This window comes from Pelagivirga sediminicola, from assembly GCF_003072125.1.
GTDB classification, from domain to species: Bacteria; Pseudomonadota; Alphaproteobacteria; order Rhodobacterales; family Rhodobacteraceae; genus Roseovarius; species Roseovarius sediminicola.
This window is the reverse complement of the sequence record NZ_QCYH01000004.1, coordinates 119,811-132,563: the sequence shown is the minus strand read 5'-3', so window position 1 is coordinate 132,563 and position 12,753 is coordinate 119,811. Positions and strand designations below refer to the sequence as shown.

Here is a 12,753-nt window from a genome sequence, read left to right as displayed (position 1 = left end):
ATGGCGGGCGGCGTTCGATACCTGCCTTCGGGCGACTGCGCCCTGACGGTCGAATTCGGGCGCGGTGTGGACCGGCACCTGAACATGCAGGTGATGGCGCTGGAGGCCGCGCTGCAGGCTCGCAACCTTGACGGCGTGATCGAAACCGTGCCGACCTTCCGCTCGCTGACCGTGCATTACGACCCCTCTGTGATCGACCACGCGCGCCTTTGCCACGAAGTGGATGCGCTGGACTTTGCCGCGTCGCAAGACGCCGCCTGCGGCCGGATTGTCACGCTGCCCGTCGCCTATGGCGGCGTGCATGGTCCCGATCTGGGCGATGTCGCGGCCGCCGGCGGGCTGAACGAGGAGGAGGCAATTGCGCGGCACAGCGCGGTTGCGCATTACGTCTACATGATCGGCTTTGCACCGGGACATCCCTATATGGGCGATCTGCCGGCCGAGCTGACCCTGCCGCGCCGCATGACCCCGCGCACGCGAATCGCGCCCGGAACCGTCGCCGTGGCGGTGGGGCAGACAGTGATCTATCCCTTCGCCTCGCCCGGAGGCTGGCATGCCATCGGGCGCACGCCGGTCGATCTGTTCAACATCGCGCGCGACGTGCCCGCATTGCTGCGCGCAGGCGACAGCGTGCGGTTGCGGCCCGTGACGGCCGATGAGTATGACGATCTTCAGGCGCGCCCCCTGACCGAGCAGATCACCATCGCGGAGCCTGCCCGATGAGCGCCGCGCTGATCGCCCAGAAGGCCGGTCCCTTCACCACGGTGCAGGATCTGGGCCGCGCCGGGCATCAGGCGGCCGGGATCCCGGTGTCGGGCGCGCTGGACCCGGCCTCCTTGCGCATCGCCAACGCGCTGGTGGGCAACCCCGAGGGCGAGGCCGCGCTGGAAATCCGGCTGATGGGGCCGGTGTTGAAAGTGGATGCGCCCGCGGTGCGCGTTGCGCTCTGCGGCACGTCCTCGCCGCTTCAGATCCTGGCGCCAGAGCCGCGCGAGGTGCCGCCCTGGCAATCTGCGGTGCTGGAGCGCGGGACGGTCTTTCGCGTGCCCCCGCTTAAGGGCAGCGTCACCGCCTATCTGGCGGTCGGCGGCGGCTTTGACATCGCCCCGGTTCTGGGCAGCCGGTCAACCTGCCTGCGCGCGGGCTTTGGCGGGCTGAAAGGCCGCGCGCTGGCGGATGGCGATGCGCTGCCGCTCGCGATGCCCGCGCCGGACGGGCGCGCCGACATGCGCCTTGGGCGGGTGCCGGACCTCGCGCCGCCCGCGCGGGTGCGCTTGGTGCTGGGCCCGCAGGACGATCATTTCAGTGCGGCGGCAATCGCCACGCTGCTGGAGGCCGAATTCCGGATCACCAACGAGGCGGACCGCATGGGCCTGCGCCTTGCCGGCCCGGCGCTGGAGCACAAGGCCGGCTATGACATCACCTCGGACGGGATCGCGACGGGTGCCATCCAGGTGCCGGGCGACGGCCAGCCGATCATCCTGCTGGCCGACCACCAGACCACCGGCGGCTATCCCAAGATCGCGACGGTAATCTCCGCCGATCTGCCTGCGCTTGGACGTCTGGCGCCGGGCGCCGTGCTGACCTTCTCGGCCGTCACCGTCGCCGAGGCGCAAGACATCCACATCGCGCAAAAGCGCCGCCTGTCGGAGGTCATCGCCTCGATCGCGCCGCTCAGCGTGGAGGCCGCCAGCCTGTCCAGCCGCGCGCTGCTGTCGGCGAACCTGATCAGCGGTGTGATCAGCGCCACTGCGCAGGCCGAGGATTGATCGGCGGATGGACAGGTTGGCCGTAATCTGATTGGATGAAAACGGCAGGTTGTTCCACAAAACCTGCGCGTTTGTCCAACCGCTCCGGCAATGTCAGGTGCTGCGCCCATGTCCGAACCCGCCGTTTCACTGGCAAGCAAGGTCGCAACGGCCCTTCGCGACCAGCTGACCTTCGGCGAGCTGGCGCCGGGCCAACGGCTGTCCGAGGCCGCGCAGGCCGAAAAGATGGCCGTGTCGCGCAACACCCTGCGCGAGGCATTCCGCATGATGACCCGCGACGGTCTGTTCGTGCACGAGGCCAATCGCGGCGTGTTCGTCGCCACCCCGTCGCTGGATACGATCATCGACATCTACCGCGTGCGGCGCTGCATCGAATGTCCCGTGTTGCGGTCCGCGCATGCGCATCATCCGGCGGTGGCCCGGATGGCATCGGCGGTCAAGGCGGCGCGCCATTGCGAGGGCCGGCAGGATTGGCGCGGCGTGGGAAATGCCAACATGGATTTCCATTCGGCCATCGTCGATCTGGCGGGCAGCCCGCGCCTGACCGCGTTCTACGGCAACCTCGCGGCCGAATTGCGGCTGGTCTTCGTGGCTCTTGGCACCGCGCGCTGGCTGCACATGCCGTATATCGAGATGAACGGCGCGATCCTGGCCCAGCTTCAGGCGGGCCGCGCCGCCGAAGCCGCCGATCTGCTGGAGACCTATCTTCTGCAATCGGAACGCGCGGTTCTGGCGGCCTTCGCCAACGCCGCGAACAGCTGAGGCTCAGACGCCCGCCATCCCCTGCCACGCCGCATGCGCGGCCAGAACGGTGTGCATCTGCGCGGTATGCCCGGCAATGAAGGGCGCGCCGTAAAGCGTCTCGTCCGAGTATTCGGTGATCAGGGTCAGCGGCACGGTGTGGCGCGTATCCTCGTGAATATAGCACGGGAAGCCGTTGATCATCTCGAACCCCGTCTCGCCCGCGTGGATGCGGTAAAGCTCGATCTGCCGCGCGTTGAAGGCGGCCAGCCCCGGCACCTGCATCAGCGCCTGCGTGACCTCCTGCGTCAGCGCGCGCGCGATCGTGTCCCAGCCCGGCATATGCCGCATGACAAGGAAAAACCCCTTGGGCAGGGTCCACATGGCAAAGCTGCGGGGGATATAGCCGGTCATGGGCCGCGTCCATTCGTGCGCGGGATATCCGTGCAGGTTGATATGCAGCTGCGCGCCCGACACGCGCTCTGCCTCGAGGCGGATTTCCTTTTCATAAAGCGCGGACGGCCCCGTGCGATACTCCAGATCATCGCCCAGCGCGGTATAGCGCGCGGCGTGCAGCATGTGGCGCGGCGTCAGCTGAGCCAGTCGCCCGTGCAGGGCATAACCATCCGGATTCTCCATCGGAGAGATGACGAAGGCCGCACCATCGGCCGCCAGCCTGCGCGCCGCGCGCAATGCGCCGACCACGGGCGTCGTCTCGTTCGCATGCTGCCCGGCCGAGATCATCACCGGCTTTCCCGCGCCGCTGCGATACTGCGCCAGCACCTCGCGGCCCGCGCGGCTGGTGGCGCGAAGCGGCTGGCCGCCGATCCCGGCCATTTCGGCGCGGATCTGCGCGATGGAAAGCGCGGCGCCCGCCTGCTCCAGATCCTGAGGCTCGCCGCCGCGGTCGGCGGTGTCGTAGCGGCGCAGGGTGACGCGGATTTCAGGCGCCGCGCCCTGCCGCACCTGCGGCACGATCTGGCCCGGCTGCAGGCCCCGGTCGCCCAAGGGGCGGCCTGAATGGCGCTGAAAGACCTCAAGGCAGGAAAAATAGAGATCCTCGTGCAGCGCCTCGACAAGGCTGAGCACTTCGTCGTCATAGCCCAGGTCCAGATCATGCGCGGGCACGGTGGCGGCGATGTTCAGCTCTTCGAAATAGGGCTCGTCCCGGCCCCAGTCCTGCGCCAGGATCGCGGCCATCGCGCCGTGAAACATCTGCTCGTAATCCGTCTCCAGCCTGCGCGCGCCGCCTGCATCGATCAGCCAGCCGGTGGGCGACAGCGTCCGCTCGCCCACGTGATCGGCATGCAGGCGGTTCGGCGCCAGAACCTCGTGCTGCTCGGCCCCGTCCGGATAGCTGAGCGCGACGGTGTAGAATGCCCCGGCGCCGCCCGGTGCGAAGGTGATCCGGGCATCCGGATAGAGCGCGGCAAGCGGATAGGTCTCCAGCAAGAAGCGGTTGGCGACAGCGGCGTCGTGGCGGGGAAAGGTGACATGCGCCGCGGTGAACCCGGCGCGCGCCTCCTCCAGGAAAAAGTGCAGCAAGGGTTTGTAGGCGCTGCGGATGCGCGCCGTGATCCCGCGTGCCGCCAGCGCCTCCTCGGCGGCGCTGCGGGCAGCGCGATCGTCGAAGGTCCATGCCTCAAACGGGCCGGTTGCCGCCGCGACCAGCGTATCCAGCGTGCGCGCGGGCGCCAGATGGTAGTTCATTTCGCGGTCCTTCCCGTCGGATCCAGCGTATCGCGCAGCCAGTCGCCCAAAAGGTTCAGGCCCAGCACGGTCAGCAGGATGGCAACGCCCGGAAAGACGCTGACCCACCACGCTGTCTGCAGATAGGTGCGCCCGTCCGCGAGCATACCGCCCCAGCTGGGAATCGTCGGGTCGACGCCGAGGCCAAGGAAGGTCAGGCTGCTTTCCAGCAGGATGTTGTTGGCCACGTTCAGCGTCATCAGCACCACGACCGGCCCCATCAGGTTGGGCAGAAGGTGGCTGAGGATGATGTTGCGATTCTTGACCCCGATGGCGCGCGCGGCCAGCACGAATTCGCGGTCGCGCAGCGCCAGAACCTGCGCGCGCACGAGGCGGGCATATTGCACCCATTGCGACACGATCAGCAGGATGATGGTGTTGGTCAGGCTGCCGCCGATGATGGCGATGATGGTGATCGCCAGAAGGATGAAGGGCAGTGCCAGCTGCACATCGGCAAAGCGCATCACGATCACGTCCCAGACGCCGCGATAATAGCCCGCGATCAACCCCATCAGCACCCCGATCAGGACCGAGCCGAGCACCGACAGGAACCCCACCTCAAGCGAGATCCAGCCGCCGACGAAGATCCGCGCCAGCACGTCGCGGCCCAGCGGATCGGTGCCCAGAAGGTGATCGGCGCGCTCGAACGGCGGCACAAGCCGCGCGGTCAGGTCGATTGCGCCGACATCCGGAAAGATCCACGTGGACAGCAGGACGCCGATCACGATGAAGGCCGTCAGCCCCATTCCCAGGATGAATTCCAGCGACCAGTAGCGCGATTGGAAAAAGGCGGTCATCGGCTCACTCCGTCCTGATGCGCGGGTCGATCAGGCCATAGGCGATGTCGACGATCAGGTTCACCAGCACGATCAGGGTGGACAGGATCATGATGACCGATTGCAGCACCGGATAATCGCGCCCCGAGACCGCATCGAAGGCCAGACTGCCCATGCCGGGCCAGTTGAATACCTTTTCCACCACGACGATTCCGCCCAGAAGCCCGCCGAACTGCAGGCCCAGAAACGTGATCAGCGGGATCGCGCTGTTGCGCAGGGCGTGTTTGTAAAGGACGCTGCGCTCGGACAGGCCCTTGGCGCGGGCGACCATGATGTATTGCGATTGCATCACCTCCAGCATCGAGGTGCGCACCAGCCGCACGTTCGTGGCCGTCAGGATCACCCCCATCGTCATCGCCGGCATGACCAGCGTGGCCCAGCCCGTCATGCCGCTGGGCGGCAAGAGGTGCAGCGTGATGGAAAAGAGCAGCACCAGCATCGTCGCAAGCCAGAAGTTGGGAAACGACAGGCCCACCAGCGACAGGATGCGGATCAGCTGATCCTCCCATTTGCCGCGCCGGATGGCCGCGCGGATCCCCAGGGGAACCGAGATGATGATCGACACGACCAGCGACGAGAACGCCAGCAGTAGGGTTGCGGGCAGCGCCCCGGCGATAAGCGTGGACACCTCGGTGCCGCCAAGGAAACTGCGGCCGAAATCCCAGGTGAACAGGCCCGACAGGGTGGCGAAATATTGGGTGATGAAGGGCTCGTTCAGGCCCAGCCCCTCGCGGATGCGCTCCAGATCGGCCTCGGTGATGTCGGTCGCGCCCTGCGCGATCATCATCGCGGGATCGCCGGTCATGCGCACCGCGACCGACACGATCAGCGTGACGACGATCACGACGAACACGGCCTGCGCGAGACGTTTTATCAGGAAACCGGCCATGAATGCGCACCTCCAGAGCGATGGGAAGGAAGGGGGCGGGCGGGCGCCAGATGCCCCGCCCGCCCCCGCGGCGTGATTATTCGACCGAGACCTTGTCGAGGCGCAGACGGTTGTCCGGCGCAGGCTCGAAGTTCTGGACGCGCTTGTTGATCGCGTAGATGGCGTTCATGTTGTAAAGCGGCATCTCCAGCGCGCGATCCGCCGCATAGGCCGCGATCTCCTGCAACACCTTTTCGCGCTCGGCGCGGTCGGTCATGGGGCGCTGTTTTTCCAGCAGCGCGTCAAGGTCCGCGTCGCTGTCATAGGGGTTCCACTTCTGGCCCGTGTGATACATCGCATATGCGGTGTTGTCGTAATCGAAGGTCCAGCCGCCCCAGCTTTGCTGGAACATCTCGCCGGTCTTGCCCTGCGGGATGATGTCGTTCAGCAAGACGTTCGTCTCGTAGGGCTTGATCGTGGCGTTGACGCCGGCCATGCCCAGATAGGCCGCGACGGCCTGAGCGACCTCGTTGAAGGTGGCGTCATTGCCGCGCGTGTTGATCTCGACGCTTGCGCCCTGCTCGACACCGGCCTCCTTCAGCATCGCCTTGGCCTTTTCCAGATCATAGGGCAGCGGCTCCATGCTGGCGTCATAGCCGAACGAGCGGTCGCCCTGGAAGGACGCGATGACCGACGCCTGCCCGGCCAGGATCGTGTCGACGATGGCGCCGCGGTCCACCGCCATGATCAGCGCCTTGCGCACGTTTTCGTCCGCGGTGATGCCGCGGCTGGTGTCAAAGCGCAGCGCGGTAACGGTGGGGCCGCCCGTCGAGATGACCTCAAGGTTATCGTCCGCCTCGATCGTGGGGATCATGCCCACGGGAACCGACGGAGGAATGACCACATCGACGCCGCCTGACTGCAATTCGGCCAGCGCCGTGGACGGCTCGGAGATGAATCGGTAATCGACCTCGGACAGGTTCGGCGCGCCGCCCCAATAGTCTTCGTTCGCAACCAGCGACGCGCCCACCTTGGGGCTGTAGGACGTCATCTTGAACGGACCTGTTCCGACGGGGTTGTTGTTGAACTCCGCATCGCCCACTTCGGCGATGTATTGCGGCGGCACGATCATCGCGCCATAACCGGCCAGCTTGGTCAGAAGGACGGGATCGGCCTGCGCCAGGTGGAAATCGACGGTGGTGTCGTCGATGACCTCAACCTTTTCGATCGACGTGTAGTTGGCCTGTTGCGGGCCCTTGGCACCCTCCTCGCCCAGCAGACGGTCAAAGCTGAACTTCACCGCATCCGCATTGAACGGCTCGCCATTGTGGAATGTCACGCCCTCGCGCAGCGTGAAGCGGATGCGCGTGCCGTCGTCCAGCGTCTCCCACGAGGTGGCAAGCGCCGGGACCAGCTCCATGTCGGGGCCGCGATATGTCAGGCCCTCGAACACGTTGGTGGCCAGCGACGCCCAGTTGATCAGGAAGGTGTCGATCGGGTCCCAGCTGCCGGGATCCTGCGGCGAGGATACGGTGATCTTGCCCGCGGCCATGGCCGGCGCGGCAAACCCGGTCGCGGTCAGGGCCAGTGCGATTGCGGTGGCAGTCAGCGTCTTTTTCATTGGATAAGCTCCTCTGTTGATTGCTTTCGTCGCGTCAGTGGCGGGCCACGAAATGGCCCTTGGCGATCTCGTCATAGGTTACGGGTGCGGGGCGGTCATCCACCCGGCGCGTTGTCGATGGCAGCTCGCCGTCCAGCGGCGTGCGCTCGCGCTTGGCGGCCGGATCGGGGTTGGGCACGGCCGACAGCAGACGCTGCGTATAGGGATGCGCCGTCTGCTCGAAGATCTGCCTGCGGCTGCCCAGCTCGACGATCTGGCCCAGATAGAGCACGGCGACACGGTGGCTGACCTTTTCGACCACCGCCATGTCATGGCTGACGAAGAGGAACGCGATCCCCTCGTCCTTTTGCAGATCCATGAACAGGTTGATCACCTGCGCCTGGATCGATACGTCGAGGGCCGACAGCACCTCGTCCGCGATGATCAGCCGCGGCTTGCCCGCCAGCGCCCGCGCGATGCAGATCCGCTGGCGCTGGCCGCCGGAAAACTGGTGCGGATAGCGCTCGGCCACATCGGCCGGCATCCCCACACGCTCCAGCAGCTCGCCGACGCGGGACCGGGTTTCGCGGTCATTATCCGCCAGGCCGTGCGTTCGGATCGGCTCGGCCACGGACCAGCCGATGGTCTGGCGCGGATTGAGCGAGGCGAAGGGATCCTGAAAGATATACTGGATCTCGCGGCGCAGCTTCTGCCGCTCGGCCAGGCCCATATCGGCCATGTTGCGCCCGTCAAAGGTGATCGCGCCGCCGGTCGGCTCGGTCAGTTGCATGACGGTGCGCGCGATGGTGGATTTGCCCGACCCGCTCTCGCCGACCAGCGAAATCGTCTCGCCGGGGTAGACATCGAAACTCGCGCCGGTGACGGCCGGGATGTAATGGGTGGTGCGGCCATACCATGTTTTCCTGATGTCAAAGCTGACGGACAGATCCCGCACCACAAGCAGCGGATCGCCCTGCGTCTGCGCGGTGTCCTGCACGCGCGTCTCGCCCACCAGCTGCGGCTCGCCATCCACCAGCACGGTCAGGGGCGTCTTGCTGGGATAGTCCTGCCCCTCGGTCGATCCCAGCTTGGGGACCGCCGACAGCAGGCTGCGGGTATAGGGGTGCTGCGGATGCGCGAAAATCTGACCGACCGGCCCTTCCTCGACCTTCTCGCCCTTCCACATGACGACGACATCATCGGCGATTTCGGCCACCACGCCCATGTCATGGGTGATGAAGATCATCGACATGCCCATCTCTTCCTGCAGATCGCGCAGGATATCGAGGATCTGCGCCTGAATGGTCACGTCCAGCGCCGTCGTCGGCTCGTCCGCGATCAGCAGCTTGGGACGGCAGGCGACGGCGATCGCGATCATCACGCGCTGGCGCATCCCGCCGGACAGCTGGTGGGGATAGCGTTTTAGCATGGCATCGGCGTCCGGCAGACGCACCAGGCTGAGCAGCCGGGACGCCTCGCGCAGCGCAGCGTCGCGGGACGACCCTTCGTGCAGCATCAGGATCTCGGCGATCTGCTCGCCCACCGTATAGACCGGATTGAGCGAGGTCATCGGCTCCTGAAAGATCATGGCGATATCCTTGCCACGGATCTTGCGCGCCGCGTCCTGCGTCAGGCCCAGCAGATCGGTCTGGCCCGCCCCGGTATCCAGCACGATGCGGCCCGCGTCGAACCTCGCGCCCGCCAGATCGGCCAGCCGCATGATCGACAGCGACGTCACGCTCTTGCCCGAGCCGCTTTCGCCGACGACGGCAACGGTGCGCCCCTTGGGCACGGCAAAGCTGAGATCATCGATCACACGTGTCTTGCCGAAGGAGACGGACAGCCCCTCAACCGACAGGATCTGCGGTGAAGATAGATCTTTCATAGCGCCCTCTATGCTGCAGCGACCGCGATCATTGTTCGTGCAAGCCCCGCGTGCGGACATCGCTTTCACGACCGGGCGCCTCGCCTCATCAATCGGAAAACGGAAATGGATGTCAATAGGAGGGCCGCGATTTAATCCTACATGACGCACAATATTGTTCAACAAAACCGCCAGTGGGCGACCCCCGCGATGCGGATCGGTCCCGCGCAACGGCCTGCGTGATCTATGGCGTCCGGCCCTGCCGCTTGAGCGCGTCGGCAAGGGCCGAACCCAATGCGCCCCGGCCGCCTGCCGCGTCCTTCGGCCCCGATGAGGCGCTTTTCGCGCCGCCTTTCGGCCCGCCGCGCGTCTTGGGACTGGCGGCGGGACGCGCGGCGGGGGCGTCATCGCCGGACGCGTCCTTGCGCATCGTCAGGCCGATCCGTTTGCGCGGCACGTCGATTTCGGTCACGCGCACGCGGACCACGTCACCGGCCTTGACCACGTCATGCGGATCCTTGACGAAGCGATCTGCCAACTGGCTGACATGCACCAGCCCGTCCTGATGCACGCCGATATCGACGAAGGCGCCGAAGGCCGCGACATTGGTGACGGTCCCTTCCAGCGACATGCCCGGCTTGAGATCGGTGATGCTGTCGATGCCATCCGCGAATGTCGCCGTCTTGAAGGCCGGGCGCGGATCGCGGCCGGGCTTTTCCAGCTCGGCCAGGATGTCGCGCACGGTGGGCAGGCCGAAGCCCTCGCTCACGAACTGCTCGGCGCGCAGACCGGACAGCGCGCCGCCGCCCCCCATGATCTCGCGGACGTCGCGCCCGCAGGCCTTAACGATCGCCCGCGCAACGCCGTAGGCTTCGGGATGGACCGAGGACGCATCCAGCGGCTCGTCGCCCTGCGGAATGCGCAGGAATCCGGCGCATTGCTGAAATGCCTTCGGGCCCAGACCGCTGACCTTCAACAGCGCCTTGCGCGTGGCAAAGGCGCCGTTGGCATCGCGGTGCGCCACGATATTCTGCGCAAGCGACGGCCCCAGCCCCGCGATATGCGACAGCAAGGGCGCCGAGGCCATGTTCAGATCGACGCCGACGGCATTGACGGCATCCTCCACCACCGCCGCCAGCGATTGCGCCAGATGGCGCTGGTCCACGTCATGCTGATACTGTCCGACGCCGATCGCCTGCGGCTCGATCTTGACCAGTTCGGCCAGCGGATCCTGAAGGCGCCGCGCGATGGACACGGCGCCGCGGATGGACACATCCAGATCCGGAAACTCCTGCGAGGCCAGCTCGGACGCGGAATAGACCGAGGCGCCGGCCTCGGACACGATCACGGGGGTGGGGCGCGCTGCGCCCGCAGGCAGACGCTTGATCACGTCCGAGACCAGCTTTTCGGACTCGCGACTGGCCGTGCCGTTGCCGATGGCGATCAAGGCGACGCCATGTTTGGCGATCAGGCGCAGCAGCGTCTCCTCAGCGCCCTGCACATCGCATCGCGGCTGGAACGGATAGATCGTGGCGCTATCGACCAGCTTGCCGGTGTCATCCACGACGGCGATCTTGCAGCCCGTCCGGATCCCCGGATCCAGCCCAAGCGTGGTGCGCGCACCGGCCGGCGCGGCCAGCAGCAGATCCTTGAGGTTGCGCGCGAAAACCTCGATCGCGGCGGTATGGGCCCGGCGGCGCAGGTCCGCCAGAAGATCCATGAACATCGTGCCGCTCAGCTTGATCTTCCATGTCCAGGCGGCGGCCTCCCGCAGCCAAGCATCGCCGGGCGCCTGCCCCGGAATACCGATCTGCGCGGCGATGATGCCGATGATTCGCGGCAGGCCCGTCTCTTCATCCGGACCGATGTCGATCGTGACGATGTCTTCCTTGGCGGCGCGCAGGATGGCAAGCGCGCGGTGCGCCGGGATCGTCGCCCATTTTTCGCTGTGGTTGAAATAATCCGAGAATTTTGCGCCTGCCTCTTCCTTGCCCTTGTTGACCTGCGCCGTGATCAGGGCGCCGCTCTGCATCACTTCGCGAAGGCGCCCAAGCAGCGCGGCATTTTCGCCCAGCTCTTCGGCCAGGATGTCGCGCGCGCCGGCCAGCGCCTCCTTCTGCGTGGGAACCGCGTCCGACAGATAGGCTTTCGCGAGGCCCGCAGGCTCGGCGGCGCGGTCCGCGAGGATCGCGCGAAGGAGAGGCTCCAGCCCGTTCTCGCGCGCGATCATCGCCTTGGTGCGCCGCTTGGGCTTGAAGGGCAGATAAAGATCCTCAAGCACGGATTTGGTATCGGCCGCGCCGATGGCACGCGCCAGCGCATCGGTCAGCTTCCCCTGCCCCGAAATCTCGCTCAGGATCGCGCCGCGGCGTTTTTCCAGATCGCGCAGATACTCCAGCCGCTCGGCCAGGCGGCGCAGTTGCGCGTCGTCCAGTCCGCCCGTCACCTCCTTGCGATAGCGCGCGACGAAAGGCACGGTGTCGCCCCCGTCCAGCAGCGTGACCGTCGCGCTGACCTGTTCAGGCCGTGCGCCGATGTCGGCGGCGATGGTGCGGGCGATGCGGGTTGCGACGTCGGTCATGGGGTATTCCTTTGCTGGTCGGACGCCCCTGATACCCCCGCGCGCCGCCGCCGCCAAGATCCCCCGGCACCCGCCACGGACAAGCAGCGCAGAAGCTGCAGAATCTTTGTCCGGCCCGAGTGATTGGGCGAAGGTGGCGGAAAATTCCCCGTGACCTACCGATCCGGCGCCCCTTTCTGGCTAACCAAGCAATATTCCGGCCGTTTTCTGTGCAGTCCATTATATTCCGAATACTGGCCAGATTTGCCTTGTAATCCTTCTGTTCGCTTGGATATACGCGTCGGTGGAGACGTGGCCGAGTGGTCGAAGGCGCTCCCCTGCTAAGGGAGTAGGCCCGGAAGGGTCTCGTGGGTTCGAATCCCATCGTCTCCGCCATTAGGCCTTGTTTTTGCTGAATAAAACTAGGCTTCGGCTACCTTACCCGCCAAAGTACCCGCCAAGACTAAGTGCGCTTGATTGCGCCTTGGACCCGCCTTGCTTTGCAAGCCTCATGTCATGTCGATGACGCCACGGCCCTGCATATCATCAATCAACGCCCACACACCGCCCGGCCAAACCGCGCCTATGTTTGGCGGCTAACCAAGCGATACTGCTGCGCGGGCTCATTTGCAAACCACGACAAGATTTGCGGGCACATCTACTGGGGCATACCGACGGTAGCAGGCCGATGATAGCTAATCCTCAAATCGATCGGTAATGCCGACCTCGGACTGGTTTTGCGTTGGTGACGGGGGCAAGGTTCAAT

Annotated in this window: 9 protein-coding genes and 1 tRNA gene; 4 read left to right on the top strand and 6 right to left on the bottom strand. The window is 65.9% G+C overall.

The features are described 5' to 3' along the window. The 3 genes from pxpB to DC366_RS08865 all read left to right on the top strand — a co-directional run bounded on the left by pxpB (position 1) and on the right by DC366_RS08865 (position 2,531). The gene (pxpB, locus tag DC366_RS08875) at positions 1-723 is read left to right on the top strand and encodes a 5-oxoprolinase subunit PxpB (RefSeq protein ID WP_108691856.1); all 723 of its coding nucleotides are present in this window, start codon (positions 1-3) and stop codon (positions 721-723) included. Next, on the top strand, positions 720-1,769 hold the full coding sequence (locus DC366_RS08870) for a 5-oxoprolinase subunit C family protein (protein WP_108691855.1): 1,050 nt from the start codon (positions 720-722) through the stop codon (positions 1,767-1,769). The genes pxpB and DC366_RS08870 overlap by 4 nt, the downstream gene beginning before the upstream one ends. A gap of 108 nt (positions 1,770-1,877) precedes the next feature. Next, positions 1,878-2,531: a GntR family transcriptional regulator gene (locus tag DC366_RS08865; protein WP_108691854.1), complete on the top strand. Its 654-nt coding sequence runs from the start codon at positions 1,878-1,880 to the stop codon at positions 2,529-2,531. Between the two features lie 3 nt (positions 2,532-2,534). Here DC366_RS08865 and DC366_RS08860 read toward each other — a convergent pair whose 3' ends face one another. The 6 genes from DC366_RS08860 to DC366_RS08835 form a co-directional block, all read right to left on the bottom strand. Continuing rightward, on the bottom strand, positions 2,535-4,220 hold the full coding sequence (locus DC366_RS08860) for a M14 family metallopeptidase (protein ID WP_108691853.1): 1,686 nt from the start codon (positions 4,218-4,220) through the stop codon (positions 2,535-2,537). Further along, a complete protein-coding gene (locus tag DC366_RS08855; RefSeq protein WP_108691852.1) occupies positions 4,217-5,056 on the bottom strand; it encodes an ABC transporter permease in 840 nt (279 codons plus the stop codon). Before DC366_RS08855 ends, DC366_RS08860 begins: the two co-directional genes overlap by 4 nt. Before the next feature lie 4 nt (positions 5,057-5,060). Beyond that, on the bottom strand, positions 5,061-5,984 hold the full coding sequence (locus DC366_RS08850) for an ABC transporter permease (RefSeq protein WP_108691851.1): 924 nt from the start codon (positions 5,982-5,984) through the stop codon (positions 5,061-5,063). 76 nt (positions 5,985-6,060) lie between these two features. After that, positions 6,061-7,584 (bottom strand): ABC transporter substrate-binding protein, encoded by a 1,524-nt coding sequence (locus tag DC366_RS08845; RefSeq protein ID WP_108691850.1) that lies wholly within the window; start codon positions 7,582-7,584, stop codon positions 6,061-6,063. A gap of 34 nt (positions 7,585-7,618) precedes the next feature. Then, positions 7,619-9,448, bottom strand: a complete 1,830-nt coding sequence (locus DC366_RS08840; RefSeq protein WP_108691849.1) for an ABC transporter ATP-binding protein — start codon at positions 9,446-9,448, stop codon at positions 7,619-7,621. A 223-nt stretch (positions 9,449-9,671) separates the two neighbouring features. Continuing rightward, complete coding sequence (locus DC366_RS08835; RefSeq protein ID WP_108691848.1) at positions 9,672-12,008, bottom strand: Tex family protein; 2,337 nt, start codon at positions 12,006-12,008, stop codon at positions 9,672-9,674. A gap of 285 nt (positions 12,009-12,293) precedes the next feature. Here DC366_RS08835 and DC366_RS08830 point away from each other — a divergent pair. Further along, positions 12,294-12,383, top strand: a tRNA-Ser gene (locus DC366_RS08830). The last annotated feature ends 370 nt before the right edge of the window (positions 12,384-12,753 follow it).

What these genes read in the sequence shown, in the direction of transcription:
- pxpB (WP_108691856.1), top strand. Translation starts at nt 1, where the DNA reads ATGGCGGGCGGCGTTCGATACCTGCCTTCGGGCGACTGCGCCCTGACG.
- DC366_RS08870 (WP_108691855.1), top strand. Translation starts at nt 720, where the DNA reads ATGAGCGCCGCGCTGATCGCCCAGAAGGCCGGTCCCTTCACCACGGTG.
- DC366_RS08865 (WP_108691854.1), top strand. Translation starts at nt 1,878, where the DNA reads ATGTCCGAACCCGCCGTTTCACTGGCAAGCAAGGTCGCAACGGCCCTT.
- DC366_RS08860 (WP_108691853.1), bottom strand. Translation starts at nt 4,220, where the DNA reads ATGAACTACCATCTGGCGCCCGCGCGCACGCTGGATACGCTGGTCGCG.
- DC366_RS08855 (WP_108691852.1), bottom strand. Translation starts at nt 5,056, where the DNA reads ATGACCGCCTTTTTCCAATCGCGCTACTGGTCGCTGGAATTCATCCTG.
- DC366_RS08850 (WP_108691851.1), bottom strand. Translation starts at nt 5,984, where the DNA reads ATGGCCGGTTTCCTGATAAAACGTCTCGCGCAGGCCGTGTTCGTCGTG.
- DC366_RS08845 (WP_108691850.1), bottom strand. Translation starts at nt 7,584, where the DNA reads ATGAAAAAGACGCTGACTGCCACCGCAATCGCACTGGCCCTGACCGCG.
- DC366_RS08840 (WP_108691849.1), bottom strand. Translation starts at nt 9,448, where the DNA reads ATGAAAGATCTATCTTCACCGCAGATCCTGTCGGTTGAGGGGCTGTCC.
- DC366_RS08835 (WP_108691848.1), bottom strand. Translation starts at nt 12,008, where the DNA reads ATGACCGACGTCGCAACCCGCATCGCCCGCACCATCGCCGCCGACATC.